Annotated in this window: 20 protein-coding genes; 16 read left to right on the forward strand and 4 right to left on the reverse strand. The window is 69.0% G+C overall.

Going from position 1 to position 20,058, the window contains the following annotated elements; genetic code table 11:
• Positions 1-265 precede the first annotated feature (265 nt).
• A complete protein-coding gene (locus QQJ79_RS08775) occupies positions 266-1,591 on the forward strand; it encodes an amidohydrolase family protein (protein ID WP_284222551.1) in 1,326 nt (441 codons plus the stop codon).
• A gap of 7 nt (positions 1,592-1,598) precedes the next feature.
• On the opposite strand, the gene QQJ79_RS08780 is transcribed toward QQJ79_RS08775, so the two are convergent.
• Positions 1,599-2,750: an acyltransferase family protein gene (locus tag QQJ79_RS08780; protein ID WP_284222552.1), complete on the reverse strand. Its 1,152-nt coding sequence runs from the start codon at positions 2,748-2,750 to the stop codon at positions 1,599-1,601.
• A 57-nt stretch (positions 2,751-2,807) separates the two neighbouring features.
• A complete protein-coding gene (locus QQJ79_RS08785; RefSeq protein WP_284222553.1) occupies positions 2,808-3,509 on the reverse strand; it encodes a spermidine synthase family protein in 702 nt (233 codons plus the stop codon).
• 175 nt (positions 3,510-3,684) lie between these two features.
• On the opposite strand from QQJ79_RS08785, the gene QQJ79_RS08790 reads away from it, so the two are divergent.
• The 5 genes from QQJ79_RS08790 to QQJ79_RS08810 are packed head-to-tail and all read left to right on the forward strand — an operon-like array spanning position 3,685 to position 7,865.
• Positions 3,685-4,053 carry a GntR family transcriptional regulator gene (locus tag QQJ79_RS08790; RefSeq protein WP_284222554.1) on the forward strand — a complete coding sequence of 123 codons (369 nt, stop codon included), beginning with the start codon at positions 3,685-3,687 and terminating at the stop codon, positions 4,051-4,053.
• Between the two features lie 4 nt (positions 4,054-4,057).
• Positions 4,058-4,927, forward strand: coding sequence for an ABC transporter ATP-binding protein (locus QQJ79_RS08795; RefSeq protein ID WP_284222555.1), 870 nt, complete (start codon positions 4,058-4,060; stop codon positions 4,925-4,927).
• Positions 4,924-5,847, forward strand: coding sequence for a hypothetical protein (locus QQJ79_RS08800; protein WP_284222556.1), 924 nt, complete (start codon positions 4,924-4,926; stop codon positions 5,845-5,847). Before QQJ79_RS08795 ends, QQJ79_RS08800 begins: the two co-directional genes overlap by 4 nt.
• Positions 5,848-5,865: 18 nt before the next feature.
• Positions 5,866-6,600 (forward strand): hypothetical protein, encoded by a 735-nt coding sequence (locus QQJ79_RS08805; protein ID WP_284222557.1) that lies wholly within the window; start codon positions 5,866-5,868, stop codon positions 6,598-6,600.
• Positions 6,601-6,641: 41 nt separating this feature from the next.
• The gene (locus tag QQJ79_RS08810) at positions 6,642-7,865 is read left to right on the forward strand and encodes a vanadium-dependent haloperoxidase (protein ID WP_284222558.1); all 1,224 of its coding nucleotides are present in this window, start codon (positions 6,642-6,644) and stop codon (positions 7,863-7,865) included.
• A gap of 27 nt (positions 7,866-7,892) precedes the next feature.
• Here the strand turns inward: QQJ79_RS08810 and folE are convergent, their stop codons facing one another.
• Positions 7,893-8,579: a GTP cyclohydrolase I FolE gene (gene folE, locus QQJ79_RS08815; protein WP_284222559.1), complete on the reverse strand. Its 687-nt coding sequence runs from the start codon at positions 8,577-8,579 to the stop codon at positions 7,893-7,895.
• A 169-nt stretch (positions 8,580-8,748) separates the two neighbouring features.
• Here folE and fliQ point away from each other — a divergent pair, with 169 nt between their 5' ends.
• The 10 genes from fliQ to flhA all read left to right on the forward strand — a co-directional run bounded on the left by fliQ (position 8,749) and on the right by flhA (position 19,126).
• Positions 8,749-9,012, forward strand: a complete 264-nt coding sequence (fliQ, locus tag QQJ79_RS08820; protein ID WP_284222560.1) for a flagellar biosynthesis protein FliQ — start codon at positions 8,749-8,751, stop codon at positions 9,010-9,012.
• 20 nt (positions 9,013-9,032) lie between these two features.
• Entirely contained in the window at positions 9,033-9,803 is a 771-nt protein-coding gene (gene fliR, locus QQJ79_RS08825) for a flagellar biosynthetic protein FliR (protein WP_284222561.1), read from the forward strand.
• Positions 9,796-10,872 carry a flagellar biosynthesis protein FlhB gene (gene flhB / locus QQJ79_RS08830; protein ID WP_284222562.1) on the forward strand — a complete coding sequence of 359 codons (1,077 nt, stop codon included), beginning with the start codon at positions 9,796-9,798 and terminating at the stop codon, positions 10,870-10,872. Before fliR ends, flhB begins: the two co-directional genes overlap by 8 nt.
• Before the next feature lie 95 nt (positions 10,873-10,967).
• Positions 10,968-12,611, forward strand: coding sequence for a flagellar basal-body MS-ring/collar protein FliF (fliF, locus tag QQJ79_RS08835; RefSeq protein WP_284222563.1), 1,644 nt, complete (start codon positions 10,968-10,970; stop codon positions 12,609-12,611).
• Positions 12,611-13,645: a flagellar motor switch protein FliG gene (gene fliG / locus QQJ79_RS08840; RefSeq protein WP_284222564.1), complete on the forward strand. Its 1,035-nt coding sequence runs from the start codon at positions 12,611-12,613 to the stop codon at positions 13,643-13,645. Before fliF ends, fliG begins: the two co-directional genes overlap by 1 nt.
• A gap of 1 nt (position 13,646) precedes the next feature.
• Entirely contained in the window at positions 13,647-14,315 is a 669-nt protein-coding gene (locus tag QQJ79_RS08845; protein ID WP_284222565.1) for a FliH/SctL family protein, read from the forward strand.
• Complete coding sequence (fliN, locus tag QQJ79_RS08850) at positions 14,315-14,647, forward strand: flagellar motor switch protein FliN (protein ID WP_284222566.1); 333 nt, start codon at positions 14,315-14,317, stop codon at positions 14,645-14,647. Before QQJ79_RS08845 ends, fliN begins: the two co-directional genes overlap by 1 nt.
• A gap of 41 nt (positions 14,648-14,688) precedes the next feature.
• Entirely contained in the window at positions 14,689-16,083 is a 1,395-nt protein-coding gene (gene flbD, locus QQJ79_RS08855; RefSeq protein WP_284222567.1) for a sigma-54-dependent transcriptional regulator FlbD, read from the forward strand.
• A gap of 2 nt (positions 16,084-16,085) precedes the next feature.
• Positions 16,086-17,012, forward strand: a complete 927-nt coding sequence (gene bla, locus QQJ79_RS08860) for a class A beta-lactamase (RefSeq protein WP_284222568.1) — start codon at positions 16,086-16,088, stop codon at positions 17,010-17,012.
• A 20-nt stretch (positions 17,013-17,032) separates the two neighbouring features.
• The gene (gene flhA / locus QQJ79_RS08865) at positions 17,033-19,126 is read left to right on the forward strand and encodes a flagellar biosynthesis protein FlhA (RefSeq protein WP_284222581.1); all 2,094 of its coding nucleotides are present in this window, start codon (positions 17,033-17,035) and stop codon (positions 19,124-19,126) included.
• 151 nt (positions 19,127-19,277) lie between these two features.
• On the opposite strand, the gene QQJ79_RS08870 is transcribed toward flhA, so the two are convergent.
• On the reverse strand, positions 19,278-19,988 hold the full coding sequence (locus QQJ79_RS08870; RefSeq protein ID WP_284222569.1) for a hypothetical protein: 711 nt from the start codon (positions 19,986-19,988) through the stop codon (positions 19,278-19,280).
• Positions 19,989-20,058 lie beyond the last annotated feature (70 nt).

Here is a 20,058-nt window from a genome sequence, read left to right on the forward strand (position 1 = left end):
CCAGCTGCGCCGCCCGATCGAGAAGCGCCAGGGCGCGGCCCCAGTCCTGCGGCGCGCCCAGTCCGATCGCCGTCAGCACCGCCAGTCGGTGCGCGGCCGCGCCGTCCCCGGCGTCGGCGGCTCGGGCCAGGGCGGCGGGATCGACAGGGAGGGGATCAGGGTTCACCATTTCCCTCTAGGCCAGGCTTACGGGAATTTCATCCACCTCCCCGCATCCGGCGCGCGGCGCCGGCGCCTCTGACGGGAACGACACACCGGAGTTTCCATGTCCCGCTCGACCCTCGCCGCCTGCGCCGCAGCCCTCATGACCGCCTGTCTCCCCGCCGCCGTCCAGGCCCAGGGCGCGCCGCCGCCGACCGTCCTCGTCCGGGCCGGGAACCTGTTCGATTCCGAGGCCGGCCGCATGGTCGGACCGCGCGACATCCTGATCCGCGGCCAGCGGGTCGTCGAGGTGGGGCAGGGACTGGCGGCGCCCGATGGCGCGACGGTGGTCGACCTGGGGCGCTGCGCCGTCATCCCGGGCCTGATCGACGCCCACACCCACCTCATGCTGGAACAGGGCCAGGGCGAGGGTCTGTCGGAGGTGGCCGCCCGCGACCGGGGCGTCGATGGCGACGTCTACCGCACCCTGGTCGGGGCCCAGCGCGCCCGGCAGTATCTGGAGGCCGGTTTCACCGCGGTCCGGGACCTCGGCAATTCGGGCCGTTTCCTCGATCTGATGCTGGAGCGCGGCGTGAACGAGGGTCGCGTTTCCGGCCCGCGCATCTACGGCTCCGGCCCGGGCCTGGCGCCGGAAGGCGGCCAGCTTGAGCCCTTGACCGGCGATCCGCATCAGCTGGTCGCCGGCGAGTACCGGATCGTCAACGGCGTCGACGACGCCCGCGCGGCCGTCCGCGAGGCCGTCGCCCGCGGGGCCGACGTCATCAAGGTCTACCCCGAGGCGACGCCCCAGCGCACCCGGCTGTCGGTCGCCGAGCTCGAGGCCATCGTGTCCGAGGCGAAGCGCCACGGCGTTCCCGTCGCCGCCCACGCCACCTCCGACGCGGCCATCCGCGAGGCGGTCGAGGCCGGCGTCGCCTCGATCGAGCACGGTTATGAAATCTCCGACGAGAGCCTGCGGCTGATGGCGGCCAGGGGCGTCTGGCTGACGCCCACCGACCCCTCGCTGGAGATGGCGCTGGAGTTCACGGCGTCCTGGCCGCAGCAGCCGCCGCGCGAGGAGATCGACCGCCACCTGCAGGCCGGTCGTGACCGGCTCATGCGGGCGCATCGCCTCGGCGTGCGGATCGCGCTCGGCTCGGACCTCTACTTCCCCTATGCGGCCGGCCGCGGGGCCGGGTCGCGCGCGACACTGGACGGCTATGTCGAGGCCGGCCTGACGCCGACCCAGGCCCTTCAGGCCGCCACCTGGGAGGCGGGCCGTCTGCTGGGCGACGACGCCCTCGGCGTGCTGAGGCCCCGGTCGTGGGCCGATCTGGTCGCGGTCGAGGGCGACCCCACCCAGGGCCTTGCGCCCCTGCGGGCTCCCCGTCTGGTCATGAAGGGCGGAAGGATCGAGGTCGCCGACTCGCTGCGCGCCTGCGGCGGCTGAGCCCTGTTCAGCCTTCCAGCGCCGGCACGGGCTGGGTTGCACCCATCGGACGCGGCCTTGACCGGCCCTTCAACCAGACCCGGATGCGGTCCTGGATCGGGGTGTCGATCAGTACATGGAACAGGAAGGCGAAGACGAAGGCCGCCATCACACCCATCCCCCACAGCGCCCACTGGGCGGCGACGGGCAGGGCGAACTTCGCGATCATGACATTGGCCACGCCGAACCAGGCGATCCGCACCACCTCATTGGTGATGAACATCGAGAAGGAAACCTGCGCCGCCTTCTCCACCCATTTCGAGGGCCGCGGCGTCGGCACGGCGCCGGCCGCCAGGATGATGGTCGAGATGCAGACCAGCGAGATCAGGGCGTGTTTGTCGAAATACTGCACGAAGGCCAGCATCAGCGCCGCGCCGATCCCGGCCCAGCCGGCCAGCTTCGGCGCGATCCAGACCTTCTGGGCGAACCAGGCCAGGGCCATGCCAAGGAAGAACAGGGGCAGGGCGCGGATGAAGCCGTAGCCCATCGGCATCTGATAGACGGGATAGCCGAACAGGCTCCAGGTCAGCTGGTTGGCGACCAGATACAGGCCGACGCCCAGCGCCAGCACGGTCCACGGTCCCAGCCGGGCCAGACCTTTCAGGATCCACGGGAAGGCGAGGTAGCAGCCGATCAGGGCCGAGATCGACCAGCTGGGCGCATTCCAGCCGTAGCCGCCCGGAATCCCGAACGCCTGCACCAGACCCAGCTGGGCCGGCAGTTGGTCCCAGGCGAACCACTCCGGCGCCCGCGGCCCGACGCCGATCGCCGTCCCTCCGACGACGAGGGCGACGAGGCTCAGTCCCATGATGATGTGCGCCGGCCAGACCCGCAGGAAGCGTTTGGCGAAGAAGTCGCCCGCCGACATCCGCCCTCCGGCGAGCGAGCCGCCATAGACCCGCATCAGCACATAGCCGCTGTCGATCAGGAAGAAGTTGGTGAGCAGGAAGCCGCCCCGCTCGAACACCGGATGCAGGTCCTCGGCCAGGACCAGCGGTCCCGCGCCCTGGAAGTGATGCAGGATGATCAGGGCCGCCACAATGAAACGCAGGGCGTCCAGCCACCCGCCGCGCACGATGGGCGGTGTCTCATTTCGGGTCGAAATCGCGGTCCAGGCCATGGGAAACACCTCTTCTGAGGCGAATTCCGCAAGGACCGGGCCGTCAGCGCGGCGTCTTCAGATCCGGTCGCAGACGTAGATGGTGCAGGTCGATGCGCCGCCGGTCAGGGGATTGTCGAAGGCGACGACCTCGGCGCGGACATTGGCGAAGACGGCCTCGAGCAGGGCGATGAAGTCTGCGTCCGGCCCCTCGTCTGACCACATGGCGAAGACTCCGCCCTCGGTGATCCCGTCCCTCAGGCGTTGCAGGCCGTCGACCGCATAGAAGCGTGCGTGTTCGGGGTGAAGCAGGGCGCGCGGTGAATGATCGATGTCGAGCAGGACGACGTCGTAGCGCTCCGTCGGGCCCCGCGGCGTATCGAACCAGCCGAAGAAGTCGCCCGGTTTGAGATGGCACCGCGGCTCCTGCCCCAGGCTTTCGCCGAGCGGCACCAGCCCGGCCTCGTGCCATTCGATCACCGGGGCGAGGGCGTCGACCACATCCACGGACGTGACGCGGTCATCGGCCAGGGCGGCGCGGGCCGTGTAGCCCAGCCCCAGACCGCCCACGAGGACCCGCAGCGACGCGCCTTTCGCCGCCGCCAGACCCCGGACGGCCAGTTCGGTCTCCCCGACCGTGAACAGGCTGGACATCAGATGTTCTTCGCCGAGGATGACCTCGACCACATCGGCGTCGATCGCTGCCACCCAGCGTCGCCGAAGGATCAGCGGCCCCATGGCGGTCGCGCGATAGTCCAGTTCCTCGATCAGCCGGCCCATGTGGCGCGCTCTCCCCGTCCGGCGATCCCGTCCGAGCCTCAAGGGTAGCGCATTCCCCACAGGAATCGCGCCTCAGCAAAAACCGCTTGCGTTCCTGAGGTGTTATAGTCATGTATAACACCAGTTCGGTACCGCATTGGGCCGAACCACTGCGAGGGGGCGTCCGGAAGGGACGATGGATTCAGAGTGGAACGACGGTCAGCCGATCTATCGCCAGATACGCGATCGCGTGGTCGCCATGATTCTGGACGGACTCCTCAGCGAGGGCGATCCGCTGCCCTCCGTCCGCACGGTCGCGACCGAGAGCCGGGTCAATCCGCTGACGGTGCTCAAGGCGTACCAGCAGCTGGTCGACGAGCAGCTGGTCGAGAAGCGGCGCGGGCTCGGCATGTTCATCAACGCCGGCGCGCGGGAACTGCTGCTGCGGGCCGAACGCCAGCGGTTCCTGGCCGAACAGTGGCCCGAAATTCACGCGACCATCCAGCGGCTGGGCCTGACGCAGGACCTGCTGGGCGGCGTGCCGCCCAAGCCGGCGGAGGACTGAGCCGATGAGCTGCATCCGCGCCCGCGGCCTGCGCAAGGCCTTCGGCTCAACCATCGCCCTCGACGGTGTCGACCTGACCGTGGAGGCGGGCCGCATCGTCGGCCTGATCGGCCCCAATGGGGCGGGCAAGAGCACCACGCTTCACGCCATCGTCGGCCTCACCGCCTGCGAGGGAGAGCTGGAGGTTCTGGGCCGCGATCCATGGGCCCAACGCGGCTCGTTGATGCACGACGTCTGCTTCATCGCCGACGTCGCCGTCATGCCGCGCTGGATGCGGGTCGGGCAGGCGCTGGACTTCATGGCCGGCGTTCATCCGCGCTTCGATCGCGCCCGGGCCGAGAGCTTCCTCGCCCGCACCACGATCCGCCACGCCAGCCGGATCCGCGATCTCTCCAAGGGCATGGTCACCCAACTGCACCTCGCCCTGATCATGGCGGTGGATGTGAAGCTGCTGGTGCTGGACGAGCCGACGCTGGGTCTCGACATCCTGTATCGCAAGCAGTTTTACGACACCCTGCTGAACGACTATTTCGACGGCGACCGCACCATCCTCGTCTCGACCCACGACGTCGCCGAGGTCGAGCATATCCTGACCGATGTAGTCTTCCTCGACCGCGGCCGTATCGTGCTCGACGCCTCCATGGAGGAAGTTCAGGACCGCTACCTGGAAGTGGTCGTCGGACCCGACCGGCTCGCCGCCGCGCGCGCCCTGCGGCCCCTCCATGAACGCACGCTGCTGGGCCGCAGCATCCTGCTGTTCGACGGGGTCGCCCGCGAACCGCTCGCCGCCCTCGGCGAGGTGCGCTCGCCCGGTCTGGCCGATGTCTTCGTCGCCCTGATGGGCGGGACGCAGACGGCGCGGGAGGCGGCATGACCCGCGATCCCGAACCCCTGTCCGACGCCCCGGCGGTCGCCGTCCCGACCTGGCCCGCCCCTCTGCGGACCTTCTATTGGCTCATCCGACGCGAGCTCTGGGAGCATCGCGTCCTCTATATCGCCCCCGCCGCGGTCGCCGCCCTGGGCGTGATCGGCACGTTCATCGGCTCGCTTCACCTGTCGAACGCCGAGCGCGCCGCCCGGCTCGCCGATCCCGCCTCGACCTACGACTATATGGAGCCCTTCGGCTTCGTGGCCGGGACCGTGTTCCTCGGCGGGGTGGTCGTCTCCATCCTCTACTGCCTCGCCGCCCTGCACGGCGAGCGGCGCGACCGCAGCATCCTGTTCTGGAAATCCCTGCCGGTCTCGGACCTGATGACGGTCCTGTCCAAGGCGGCGGTTCCGACTCTCCTGATGCCGGTGATCGTCTTCACCCTCGTCGTCGTGGCGCATCTGGCCGTCGCCGCCCTGACGTCCCTCGTCTGGTTGGCGAACGGTTTCGACCCCAGGCTGCTGTGGGCGGAGCTCGACCTTCCGTTCCTGTGGACCGTCCTGGCCTACGGCCTGACGTTCATGACGCTGTGGCATGCGCCGGTCTTCGCCTGGATGCTGCTGGTCTCGGCCTGGGCGCGCCGTGTGCCCTTCGTCTGGGCCCTGGCCCCGCTGGCGGCGATCGCCATCGTCGGGCGTCTGGCCTTCGGCGCCGGGCCGACCTTCAGCCATCTCGCGGGCCGCCTCACCGGCGGCTTCACCGGCCCCTTCACCGTGGGCAGCCGGGGGGAGGCGCCAGTGACCAGTCTGGCCGACCTCGATCCCGCGCGCCTGTTCGGCCAGCCGGGCGTGTGGATCGGCCTCTTGGTCGCCGCCCTGTTCCTGTTCGCCGCCATCCGCCTGCGCCGCTCGCGCAGCCCGATCTGATCAGGGGGACATCCGATCATGGAAGCCGCCGCCGCCGACAACATCCTGCGCTTCGGGCCCGAAGCCCCGGCCATCCTGCACGCCTTCGCCGCGATCCTGCTGTTCCTGCACATCGCCGGCGCCTCCGTCGCCATGATCGCGGCCGCCGTGGCGGTGATCGCGCGCAAGGGTGACCCCGTGCACCGGGCCGCCGGCAACGTCTTCTTCGTCTCCATGCTGGTCATGGCCGGGGTCGCCGGAGGCGTCTCGCCCTTCCTGCCCGAGATCGTGCCGACCAATATCGTGGCCAGCCTCATGGCCCTGTATCTGGTAACCACCGGCTGGATGACGGTGAAGCGTCCCGAAGGCGCCCTCGGCGGGTTCGAGACCGGCGCCCTGTTGTTCGCCCTGGCCATGGCCGCGGCCGGGGCGGTGTTCGGCCGGCTCACGGGCGATCCGACCCTCTACGCCTTCGCCGTGATCGCGACCTTGGCGGCGCTGGCGGACTTCACCATGCTGCGTCGGCGCGGCCTGAAGGGCGTGCCGCGGATCGCGCGTCATCTGTGGCGGATGTGCGCCGCCTTCTTCATCGCCACCGGCTCCTTCTTCTTCGGACAGGCGGACGAGATACCGGCCGCCCTGCGCGGTCCGTTGACCACAGTGCTCGGCCTGGCGCCGCTCGGCGTCATGCTCTTCTGGCTTGTCTGGGTCCGGATCAGCCGGGCCTTCAAGACCGCTCCGGCCGTCCCCCTCGGGGCGTCGGCGGACGGGTAGTCCAACACCAACAACAACAAACATCGGTGGGAGAAACGAAGATGCGTAATGTCATCATGGGAATAACTGTGGCCGCGGCCCTGGTGTTCGCACAGCCGGCGGCGGCGGACACGGTGTCGGACTGGTGGGAGTTCGCCAACAAACTGGCGCCGCCGGGCGGGTCGGGGACGCCGGACCAGATGCGGTCCACGTCGCGCGTCTCGCTCGCCATGTTCGAGGCGCTGAACGCGATCGACCGGCGGTATGAAAGCTATCTCAACCTGCCGGCGGGCGATCCCACCGCGTCGCAGGACGCGGCCGCCGTCACCGCCGCCTACCTCGTCCTCGTCCAGCACTATCCGGCCCAGAAAGCCGCGCTGGACGACAGCTACGCCATCGCCATGCAGGCTGTTCCGGATGCGGCGAAACGCGAAGCCGGCCGTCTGATCGGCGAACAGGCGGCGGCCGCCGCCATGGCCGCCGGCGGGATCGACCCCGCCATCGTCCAGACGCCCTATCGGCCGGTCACGCGCCCGGGCCAATGGATCGCCACCTCTCTGCCGCAGATCGAGCCCTTCATGTCGGCCTTCAAGCCGTGGGTCATCCCCAGCGCCGAGGCCCTGCGTCCGCCGCCGCCGCCCGCCCTGAACAGCGAACGTTGGGCGCGCGACTACGACGAGGTGCGCCGGCTGGGCGGCCGGACGAGCACCGAACGGACGCCGACCCAGACCCTTGCGGCCCGCTATCGTCAGGCGTTCGACCTGACTCCGTCGATGCGCCTCGCGGCCGACGCTCCGGGCCGCACGCCGGTGCAGAACGCCCGCATGTTCGCGGTCTATCAGATGGCCTTCGACGACGCCGTCATGGCCATGAGCGCGGCCAAGGCCCACTACGATTTCTGGCGGCCGATCACCGCCATCCGCAACGGCGCCGACGACGGCAATGACGCGACGGCGCCCGACGTCGGCTGGGTCCCGCTGCTGGGCACGCCCAATTTCGCCGAATATCCCTGCGGCCACTGCACCGTCGCCGGGGCGCTCGGCGAGGTGATGGAGAACGAGGTCGGTCCGCGACCGGCGACCGGCGTCCGGGTCGCATCGCAGGCCATCCCGAACTCGGCGGTCCAGGTGCTGCCCAGCTGGGACGAATGGGTCCAGGAGGTCTCGGACTCACGCATCTACGGCGGCGTCCACTACCGGTTCTCCAACGAGGCAGGCGAGGAAATCGGACGCCGCGCCGCCCGCATGGTGCTGGACCAGGTGATGCGCCCCTTGCCGCGCCGGTAGTCGCAACCGGGGGCTGGAGAGCGGGTCCTAGCCCCGCACCAGCCTCAGGAATTCTTCCCGGGTCCGGGCGTCGTCACGGATCACCCCCATCAGGTGGCTGGTGATCAGGCTGGTCCCGGGCGCGTTGACCCCGCGCAGGGTCATGCAGCTGTGCTCAGCCTCGATGACGACGCCGACGCCTTGCGGCTGCAGCACCTCCTGGATGGCGCGGGCGATCTCGGCCGTCATCTTCTCCTGGATCTGCAGCCGGCGGGCGTAGCCCCGCACCACCCGCGCCAGTTTGGAGATGCCGACCACCCGGTCGGTGGGCAGATAGGCGACATGCGCCTTGCCGATCACCGGCAGCATGTGGTGCTCGCACACGCTGACGAAGCGGATGTCCTTCAGCACGATCAGCTCGTCATAACCCCCGACCTCCTCGAAGGTGCGCTCCAGATATTCGCGCGGGTCGACGTCATAGCCGGCGAACATCTCGCGATAGCTGCGCGCCACCCGGTCGGGGGTGTCGACCAGCCCCTCGCGGTCGGGATCGTCCCCGGTCCAGCGGATCAGGGTCCGCACCGCCGACCGGACCTCGTCCTCGTCCGGCAGGTCCAGCTCGGGTCGCCGCCCGCCAGGTTTCGGCAGTGGGGTCCCGGCGGCTCGCGCCAGCGCCTCGCGCTCCTTCCAGGAGCCGTCGCAGTCGTCGTCGGGGAGGGTGCGGGGATCGGTCATCACAGGTCCTGGAGGCGAAAGGCGACGGGTCCCCTAGCTGGGGCGCCCGGGTCGGGCGGGCAAGGGCGACGCGCCATCCTAACCCCTCGTTAACCACGCTCCCGGCATTTTCTGCCCGGTCGGGCCCCGCCGACCGGGCGGGGGGCCAACCAGTGAGTCGGAGTGCGGAATGAACGGCGCGGAAGTGATGGATGTGGGGCGCGACGCCCTGTGGCTGACGATCCAGCTGTGCGCGCCCGTCCTGCTGGTCGGTCTGGTCGTCGGCGTGGTCATCGGCCTGTTTCAGGCCCTGACCCAGATCCAGGAACAGACCCTGATCTACGCCCCGAAGATCATCGCCATCTTCGTCAGCCTGCTGTTGTTCCTGCCGCTGATGGGAGCGCTTCTGGGCGGTTTCATGCGGACGATCGCGGCGCGCATCGCCGGCATGTGATCGCCATGGGACGCCAATAGGTGGAGCCCTGGGCGACATCGGACCAGGTCTGGCAGGGCGCGCTGATCTTTTCGCGGATCGGCGCCGTGCTGCTGATGCTTCCCGGCGTCGGCGAGAGCTATGTCTCGCCGCGCATCCGCCTGTCGCTGGCCCTGGTCGTCAGTCTCGCCCTGTGGCCGGTGATCGCCGGAGCCCTGCCCGCCCTGCCGGCGACCGTGGGCGGCATGGCGGGCTGGATCATCCGCGAGGTCATCGTCGGTCTGATGATCGGGGCCCTTCTGCGGTCCTTCCTGACCGCCCTCGCCACCGCCGGTGAGATCGTCGCCCTGCAGACCACCCTGGCCTTCGCCCAGACGGCCAATCCGATGCAGGTCCAGCCCGGCTCGACCATCGGCGCCTTCCTGATGCTGCTGGGCACGACCATGATCTTCGCCACCAACACCCATCACCTGTTCATCGCCGGCCTGGTGGGATCCTATGAGCTGATCCGGCCGGTCGGGCCGCTGCTCACCGGCGACTTCGCCTCGCTGGCCATTCGCACCGTGGGCGACGCCTTCATGCTGGGCGTGCAGCTGTCCGCGCCCCTGCTGGTCTTCGCCCTGATCTTCAACCTCGCCTCGGGCCTCGTCGGCCGGGTGATGCCGTCGTTCCAGGTCTTCTTCGCCGCCGCCCCGCTCAGCATCCTGCTGGGCCTGTCGGTCTTCGCCCTCAGCCTCGGCGTGGTCGGAACGGTCTTCATCGACCGCTACCGCGCCCTGGCCAATGTCTTCGTCGGAGGCGCCGGTGGCTGATACGCCGGATCCCGACTCGAAGACAGAAGAGGCCTCCCCGCGAAAACTCGCGGACGCCCGCAAGAAGGGCGATGTCGCCAAGTCGCCGGATGTCGCCGCGGCGCTCTCCCTGGCCGGCGCGGCCGCGGTGGTGCTGATGTCCGGCGGCTGGTTCGCCAACTCCATGGCCGAACAGCTTCTGCCCTTCATCGCCGCCCCGCACACCATGCTGGGCGGTCTCGACGCCGGGGCCGGGGTCGAGATCGGAAGCATGGCGCTCTGGGCCGCGGCGCCCTTCCTCGGCGTGGTCATGCTGGCCACCATCCTCGGCGGCGTCGGCGGCAATGTGGCCCAGTCCGGCCTGCTGTTCACCGCGGAAAAGCTGAAACCCGACTGGTCCAAGGTCGATCCGCTGAAGGGGTTCAAGCGGATCTTCGGTCCCGACGGCCTGGTCCAGTTCATCAAGACCTTCCTCAAGCTGCTGGCGGTCGGCGTGATCTGCTGGCTGGTGCTGAAGCCGCATCTGCGCGAGCTCGAGAACATGGCCGCCATGCCGCCCGCCATGATCCTGCCGGCGGCGCGCGACCTGGCCGTGGCCCTGATGATGTCGACGATCATCTTCCTGGGCTTCACCGCGGGGGCGGACTTCCTCTGGCAGAAATACCGCTTCGCCGAGCGGATGAAGATGACCAAGGAAGAGACCAAGGAAGACTACAAACAGTCCGAAGGCGACCCGCACATCAAGGCCAAGCTGAGACAGATCCGGAACCAGCGCAGCCGCCAGCGGATGATGCAGAACGTGCCCAGGGCCACGGTGATCGTCACCAACCCGACCCACTATTCGGTCGCCCTGCGCTACGAGCCCGGCGAGGGTGACCCCGCGCCGATCTGCGTGGCCAAGGGGGTCGACGCCCTCGCCATGCGGATCCGCGAGGTCGGGCGCGAGCACAATGTCCCGATCGTCGAGAACGTCCCCCTGGCCCGCGCCCTCTACGCCGCGGTCGACATCGACGAGACCATCCCGCGCGAGCATTTCGAGGCGGCCGCCAAGGTCATCGGCTTCGTCATGCAGAAGCGCAAAAAACACTGATCGTCCAAAGGTCTTAACCCCGCATTTACCACGAAGGCGGCAGTTTCTGCCTAGCGGGCGTCTGTAAGGACCCGTGAGTATTCGGGGCGGGACGCGTGGGCGGCTTCACGGCGGCGTTGCAGAGATTCGGGATCGGTCGGCTGACCGTGGTGCTGGGCGTCGCCGCCGGCGTCGCGGCCGTGCTGGTCGCCGTCATGTTGCGCATCGGCCAGGCCCCGGACGCCCTGCTGTATTCCAACCTCGACCTCCAGGAAGCGTCCGAGGTCACCACCGCCCTCGACAGCGCCGGCATCAAATATTCCTCGAAAGGCGACGGCTCGACCATCTTCGTCAGCCGCGACGAGGTCGGCGAGGCGCGCATGCTGGTGGCCGGCAAGGGGCTCGTGACCTCCGGCTCGGTCGGCTACGAGATCTTCGACAACCAGTCGGTCCTCGGCCAGACCGAGTTCCAGCAAAACCTCAACGAAAAGCGCGCCCTCGAGGGCGAACTGGCCCGCACCATCCTGTCGATGCGCGGCATCACCTCCGCCCGCGTCATGATCGCCCTGCCGCGCCGCGAGCTGTTCCAGTCCGACGCCGCCGAACCCACCGCCTCCGTGGTCGTGGGGGTCACCGGCGGTCAGCTGTCGGGCGCCCAGGTCCAGGCCATCCGCAACGTCATCGCCTCCTCGGTGCCCAATCTGAAGCCCGAGAAGGTGACCCTGACCGACACCTCCAACCGCACCCTGGCGGCCGGCTCGGACTCCGAGGGCTTCAGCGCCGCCTCCGCCCAGGATGCGCAGGAGACCACCGAGGCCCGGTTGCAGGCGCGGATCATGGACATCGTCGAGGGCGTCGTCGGCGTGGGCGGCGCGCGGGTCCAGGTCACCGCCGACATCGACCACAGCCGCTCCACCACCCAGGAACAGCGCTACGATCCGGACGGCCAGGTGGTGCGCTCCACCTCGACCAACGGAACGGAGTCCACCGATACCCAGCCGACGTCGGACGGCGGGGCCACGGCGACGAACAACATCCCCGGCGGCGAGGCGCCGGCGACCGGAACCGCCGGATCGCGCGACACCGCCAATACCGAGACCACCAACTACGAGATCTCCAACACCACCACGACCACCGTCAAGGAGGCCGGCGAGATCAAACGTCTGGCCGTTTCGGTCGCGGTGGACGGCCGATGGACGCCCGCAGCCAACGGCGGCGCCCCGACCTACGCCGCGCGCACGCCGGCGGAGATCGAGCAAATCAAGTCGCTGGTCGCCGCGGCGGTCGGCATCGACACGACGCGCGGCGATCGGATCGAGGTGCTGAACACCCGCTTCAACCGCGATCTGGCCGTGGTCGGCGGGGAGGAGGCGGCGTCGTCGCTGTTCAACTTCACCAAGGACGACATCATGCGCGGCGTGGAGCTGCTGGTGTTGCTGATTACCGGCCTGCTCCTGATCTTCTTCGTCCTTCGTCCGCTGCTGAAATCGGCCGGAGGCGGCGCGGGCGCCGGCCAGCTGCAACTCGCCGGCGCGGCCGCGGGCGGCGGCGGCGTGACCTCGCTGCAGACCACCATCATGGGCGGCGCCGGCGGCGTCATGCCCCAGCTGGCCGGTCCGTCGGAGATGGACCAGCGGCTCGACATCGCCCGCATCGAGGGTCAGGTGAAGGCCTCCTCGGTCAAGAAGGTCGCGGACTTCGTCGAGAAGCATCCTGACGAATCCACCTCCATCCTGCGCAGTTGGGTGCACGAGGGCTGATGGCGCGCCTGGCCAACAAGAAGCCGGCGGTCGAGGACGCCAGGAAGCTGACGGGGCCTGAAAAGGCCGCCGTCATCCTGCTGTCGCTGGGCGAGGACCACACCCGGCTCTGGCAGGGGCTGGACGAGGACGAGATCAAGGAAATCTCCCAGGCCATGGCCTCTCTGGGCACCGTCAGCGCCCAGGTCGTCGAGGAACTGCTGGTCGAATTCGTTTCGGGCATGAGCGGCTCGGGCGCGGTCATGGGCAGTTTCGAACAGACCCAGCGCCTGCTGGCCTCCTTCATGCCCAGCGACCGCGTCGAAGGCCTGATGGAGGAGATCCGCGGCCCCGCCGGCCGCACCATGTGGGACAAGCTCGGCAATGTGAACGAGGCCGTCCTCGCCAACTATCTGAAGAACGAATACCCCCAGACCGTCGCCGTGGTCCTGTCCAAGGTGAAGCCGGACCACGCCGCGCGCGTCCTGACCAGCCTGCCCGAGGACTTCGCCCTCGAATGCGTCCAGCGCATGCTGCGCATGGAGCCGGTCCAGCGCGAAATCCTCGACAAGATCGAGCAGACCCTGCGCACCGAATTCATGTCCAACCTGGCGCGCACGTCCAAGCGCGACAGCCACGAGATGATGGCCGACATTTTCAACAGCTTCGACCGTCAGACCGAGGCCCGCTTCATCGGCGCGCTGGAAGAGCGCAACCGCGAGGCGGCCGAGCGCATCCGCGCCCTGATGTTCGTGTTCGAGGATCTGGCCAAGCTGGACCCCGGCGGCATCCAGACCCTGCTGCGCGCGGTCGAGAAGGACTCCCTCGGCCTGGCCCTGAAGGGCTCGTCGGAATCCCTGCGCGAACTGTTCTTCTCCAACATGTCCGAGCGCGCCGCCAAGATCATGCGCGAGGACATGGAGTCCATGGGCCCGGTCCGCCTCAAGGACGTCGATCAGGCCCAGATGGCCATGGTCCAGGTCGCCAAGGATCTCGCCGCCAAGGGCGAGATCATGCTGGTCGGCCAGGGCGGCGACGACGAGTTGATCTACTGACATGACCCATCAGCCCCTCAGCACCCCCTTTTCCTTCGACACCGAGTTCGACGCCGCGGGCGTGGTCGTCAGCGCCGCCGCCTTCCGCCCGATCAAGCGCGCCTACGGCCCGGCCGAGGTCGACGCCCTGGTCGCCCAGGCCCGGCTGGACGCCCGCAACGAGGCCCTGGCCGAGGTCGACAGCATCCAGACCATGGCCCTGTCCGCCATCGGCCAGGCCCTGACCTCCGCCGCCCCCGCCCTGGCCCAGGTCGCGCAGCTGCACCGTCGGCAGGCCGCCGAACTGGCCCTGACCGCCGCCCGCGTAGTGTCCGCCTCCGCCCTCGACCGCCACCCCGAGGCGCCCTTGCAGGCCGCGCTGGAAGCCCTGGGCCAGGAGATCGACGCCTCGCCGCGACTGGTCATCCGCACCGGCGACCTGACGGAGACGACCCATGCGCGGCTCCAGCAGCTGTGCGCCGACGCCGGCTTCTCGGGCATCGTCGCCTTCCGCACTGAACCGGGCATGGCGCCCGCCGCCTTCCAGCTGGAATGGGCCGACGGCCGCGCCGCCTTCGATCCCGCCGAAGCCTTCGCCCGCATGAGCGAGGCCCTGAACTCCGCCCTCGCCGCCGAGGCCGGGCATGCCGAAAACCTCACCCCCGAAACCTCGATGGAAGGGAGGCCGTAATGGCGTCCGACACCATGGCCCTGGAGGAGTTCCCGGACTCCGTCGCGATCACCGTCAGCGATGATCCGTCCGACAAGACCGCGCACGACCTCACCCCGGTCTTCGACGTGCCGGTCAACATCTCGGCCGTGCTGGGCAAGGCCCATATGTCCGTGGCCCAGCTGCTCAAGCTCAACCGCGGCAGCGTGCTGGAGTTGGACCGCAAGGTCGGCGAGGCCATCGACATCTTCGTCAACAACCGTCTGGTCGCCCGCGGGGAGGTCGTCGTCGTCGAGGACCGCCTGGGCGTGACCATGACGGAAATCATCAAGACCGAGGACTCCGGCGCCTGATCGGCGGCCGGACAGTGCGTACAGAATAGAGGAGAAGACCGATGCGGCTTCTGGTGGTTGGCAGGCTCAGCGGACAGCTGGCGACGGCGGTGAAGATGGCCATGGCGCACGGCGCCAAGGTCAGTCACGTCGAGCGCGGCGATCAGGCGACGGAGCAGCTCCGTCGCGGGCAGGGCGCCGACCTGCTGATGGTCGACTACCGCATCGACATCGCCGGTCTGATCGCGGCCAATGAGGCCGAGCGGATCCATGTTCCGGTGGTGGCCTGCGGCGTCGACGCCGACGCCAAGGATGCGGCGGACGCCATCCGCGCCGGGGCCAAGGAGTTCATCCCCCTGCCGCCCGAGGCCGATCTGATCGCCGCGGTCCTGTCCGCCGTCGCCGACGACGACCGTCCGCTGATCTCGGCCGATCCGTCGATGAAGGCGGTCATCATGCTGGCCGACCAGGTCGCCCGTTCCGAGGCCTCGATCCTGATCACCGGCGAAAGCGGCGTCGGCAAGGAGGTGATGGCCCGCTACCTCCACAATGGTTCGAAGCGCGCCGACCGGCCCTTCATCAGCGTCAACTGCGCCGCCATTCCCGACAATCTGCTGGAATCGGAACTGTTCGGCCACGAGAAGGGCTCGTTCACAGGGGCCATGGCCCGCCGCATCGGCAAGTTCGAGGAGGCCGACGGCGGCACCCTGCTGCTGGACGAAATCTCCGAGATGGACGTCCGCCTGCAGGCCAAGCTGCTGCGCGCCATCCAGGAGCGGGTCATCGACCGTGTCGGCGGGACCAAGCCGGTTCCGGTCAACATCCGCATCATCGCCACGTCCAACCGCGACCTCGCCAAGTCGGTGGCCGAGGGGACCTTCCGCGAAGACCTGCTCTACCGCCTGAACGTCGTGAACCTGCGTCTGCCGGCCCTGCGCGAGCGGCCGGGCGACATCTCCGTTCTGGCCGATCACTTCGTCAAGAAATACGCCGCCGCCAACGGCGTGCCGGTGCGGCCGATCTCGGCCGACGCCCGCCGCGCCCTGATCTCGCATCGCTGGAACGGCAACGTCCGTGAGCTGGAGAACGCGATGCACCGCGCCGTGCTTCTGGCCGTCGGACCCGAGATCGACGTTGAGGCCATCCGCCTGCCCGACGGCCAGCCCCTCAGCGCCGGATCCCACGGCGCCGCCGGCTATGACAGCCCCGCCGCCCGCGCCGCCCAGACCGCCGACGCCGTCACCCGCGCCCACGTCGGTCAGACGGTGGCGCAGATGGAGAAGACGCTGATCCTCGACACCCTGTCGCACTGCCTCGGCAACCGCACCCATGCGGCCAACATCCTCGGCATCTCGATCCGCACCCTGCGCAACAAGCTGAACGAATACGCCGACGAGGGCGTGCAGATCATCGCTCCCCAGAGCGGCGTCGCGGCTTCCGGCTACGCGGCCGCCTGATCATGCGCAGGGGAACGGACCGCAGAAGCGTCCTGACCGGCCTCGGCGCGCTGGGGGTGATGGGCTGTTCGCAGCAGACCGGGCCTGAAGTCGCGCCGCGAGAGCAACCGGCGCGGCCCGCGTTCATCGTCCCGACAGAAGCCCTCGACCTCTCCGCGCTCGAGGCGCGCGGCGGCGGTCGGCTCGGCTTCGCCGCCATGGACATGGAGAACGGGCGCAATCTCGCCTGGCGGGGCCAAGAGCGCTTCGTCTACTGCTCGACCTTCAAGATGTACCTGGCTGCTGCGACCCTGCTGCGGGTGCAGACGGGGGAAGAGCGGCTCGACCGCGCCGTACCGATCACGCGCGCCGACATGATCAACCATGCACCGGCCACCGAGCCGGCCATTGGTTCGACCCTGACCATCGAACAGCTGATGAAGGGCACGGTCGAGCTGAGCGACAACCCTGCCGCCAATATCCTGATCCGCGAACTGGGAGGCATCGACGCCCTCCGCGCCTTCTATCGCGGCATCGGCGACGACAGCACGCGCGTGGACCGTCTCGAGCCCGAGATGAACCGGCTGGATGGCGAAAAGGACACCATCAAACCGGCCCGTTCGATGGCCAATATGATCCGCCTTCTGGTGTCTGCCGAGACGCCCCTGACCGTCCCCTCAAAGACACTGCTGATGCGCTGGCTCGTCGATACGCCGACCGGCCAGGGGCGCATCAAGGCCGGCGTCCCGGCGGGCTGGACGGTCGCGCACAAGACCGGGACCGGCGGATACGGCCCCACGAACGATATCGGCGTCCTCTATCCGCCCACGGGCCGGCCCGTCGTCATCGCGGTCTACTATCACGCGACCTCGCGGACGGCGGCGGCCGCCAATGAAGCCATCATCGCCGACGCGACCCGCCTCGCCCTGTCCGCCCTCGGCCGCGCATGACCGATATCCCCGCCTCGACCATGATGCGCGACGGCATGGCGCGCCCCACCGGCCGCGACATGATGGGCTGGGTCGTGCGCGGCGAGGTGGCGATGGCCATCGGCGTCATCGGCGTCATCCTGCTGCTGATCCTGCCGATCCCGGCCTTCCTGATGGATGTGCTCCTGGCGCTGTCGCTCGTCTCCAGCGTGCTGATCCTGATGACCGCCGTGATGATGAAGAAGCCGCTCGACTTCGCCATCTTCCCGACCGTCCTGCTGGTCACCACCCTGTTCCGACTAGGCCTGAACCTGGCCTCGACGCGGCTGGTGCTCAGCCATGGTCACGAGGGCACCGGCGGCGCCGGCCAGGTCATCGAGGCCTTCGGCGCCCTGATGATGGGCGGCAGCTTCATCATCGGCATCATCATCTTCGCCATCATTCTGGTGGTGAATTTCGTGGTCATCACCAAGGGCTCGACCCGGATCGCCGAGGTCTCGGCCCGCTTCACCCTGGACTCCATGCCGGGCAAGCAGATGGCCATCGACGCCGACCTGTCGTCCGGCCTGATCGACGAGGAGACCGCCAAGCGCCGCCGCAAGGAGCTGGAACAGGAATCCACCTTCTTCGGCGCCATGGACGGCGCCTCGAAATTCGTGCGCGGCGACGCCGTGGCCGGCCTGATCATCGTCTTCATCAACGCCATCGGCGGCATCCTCATCGGCACGCTCCAGCACGGCATGAGCATCGGCGACGCGGCCAACTCCTACGTCGCCCTGACCATCGGCGACGGCCTGGTGACCCAGGTTCCCGCCATCATCATCTCCATCGCCGCCGGCTTTCTGGTCTCCAAGGCCGGCGTCGAGGGCACGGCCGACAAGGCCCTGGTCGCCCAGCTGGCGACAAACCCCGTCAGCCTCGGCGTGGTCTCGGCCGCCGCCGGCCTGATCGGCCTGATCCCCGGCATGCCGCTGATCCCGTTCGCGGCCCTGGCCATCGGGACCGGTTTCATGGCCTGGCGGCTGGGTCGCCAGCGGCTCAGGCCCAGGCCGACCGAGGCCGAGATGGCCGCCACCGCCTCGGGTCCCAAGGAAGACGTCGAGGAGCCGATCAGCACCGCCCTGACCATCGACGAGGTCAAGATCGAGCTGGGCTATTCGCTGCTGTCCCTGATCAACGATCTGGAAGGCCGCCGCCTGACCGACCAGGTCCGCGCCCTGCGCCGCTCGCTGGCCCAGGAGTACGGCTTCGTCATGCCGTCGGTGCGCATCCTCGACAACATGCGTCTGGGCACCCAGGGCTACGCCATCCGCATCAAGGAGATGGAGGCCGGGCAGGGCGAGGTCCGCCTCGGCTCCCTGATGGCCATGGACCCCGCCGGCCGTCAGGTCGAACTGCCCGGCGAACACACCAGGGAACCCGCCTTCGGCCTGCCCGCCACCTGGATCGACGAAAGCCTGCGCGAGGAGGCGACCTTCCGCGGCTACACCATCGTCGATCCCTCGACGGTGCTGACCACCCACCTGACCGAGATCCTCAAGGAGAACATGGCGGACCTGCTGACCTATGCCGAGGTGCAGAAGCTGCTCAAGGAACTGGGGACCGAGGAGAAGAAGCTGGTCGACGAACTGATCCCCTCGGTCGTCACCGTCACCACCCTGCAGCGTGTTCTCCAGACCCTGCTGCGCGAGAAGGTCTCGATCCGCGATCTGGGCGCCATCCTCGAGGGTCTGGCCGAGGCCGCCCCCCACACCTCCAGCGTCACCACCCTGGTCGAACACGTCCGCGGCCGCCTCGCCCGGCAGCTGTGCTGGCAGCACAAGGGCGACGACGGCGCCCTGCCGATCGTCACCCTGTCGCCGGAGTGGGAGGCCGCCTTCGCCGACGCCCTGATCGGTCAGGGCGAGGACCGCCAGCTGGCCATGGCCCCGTCCCGGCTGCAGGACTTCATCCGCGCCGTCCGCGACGTGTTCGAACGCGCCGCCATGGCCGGCGAGACCGCGGTCCTTCTGACCGGCCCGCAGATCCGCCCCTATGTCCGCTCGATCATCGAACGCTTCCGCGGCCAGACGGTGGTGATGAGCCAGAACGAGGTCCATCCCCGCGCGCGGTTGAGGACGATCGGAACGGTTTGAAGTCTCCTCCCCGTTCGCCGCTTGGCGAATGGGGAGGGGGACCGCGAAGCGGTGGAGGGGGCGCCTATCCGAGCGCGCCGCAGCCAGCCCCTCCGTCACGGCGCGAAGACGCGCTGCGCCACCTCCCCATCGCTGCGCGACAGGGAGGAGACTACTGGACTTCCGTCCAGCCCCCGGCCGAGGCTGCGCGGGCCGCGTCGTTGGCGGGACGGGCCACCAGGCCGGACTGGGTGATCCAGACCTCGTAATTGGCCCCGTCGGCCATCGGCATATAGGCGCCGCCGCCGTACAGGGTGTCGACCGCATCGACGTATTTCCGGTATTTCCGCGCCGCGTCCCAGGCGCTGATCCGCCAGGGCAGCCAGTCCGGTCCCGCGTCGCCGCCCGACAGAGGATGCACGCTGCGCGTCGCGTTGATTTCCTGCTCGATCGAGTGATAGCGGCCCGACAGCCGGTCCAGCCGGTACTGGGCGTCGAGGCCCAGCACATTGGCCCAGGGCTTCCACTTCAGCACCTGCGCCTCGATGCGCCATTCGTCGCCGTGCAGCGGATACAGGTTGCTGACCCCCGGCGCGTCCTCGCCCATGCCGGGCTGCATCACCGTGGCCTCGAAATACTGCGGGCCCAGCTGCCGGGTCTGAATGGTCGCCACCGGCCGCTCATAGGTCAGTCGGCCATAGGTCTGGACGTCCAGCGCCAGCAGGGCGGCGATCGCGGCTGCGGCCATGAAGCCCGCGCCGCCCGCCCCGACCAGCAGGCCGCTGAACACCCGGCCCTGGAACAGGGCCATCAGGCCGCGGATCAGCAGGACGCCGCCGATCAGGCCAACGACCGCCGGAGCGATCCACCACCACCACACCATGTCAAACTCCCCCGATCCTGACGGGCGGTGATCATTACCCCAAATCCTCAGAACAGCGAGGGTTTCTCCC

The organism is Brevundimonas denitrificans, assembly GCF_030160755.1.
Classification (GTDB): domain Bacteria; phylum Pseudomonadota; class Alphaproteobacteria; order Caulobacterales; family Caulobacteraceae; genus Brevundimonas; species Brevundimonas denitrificans.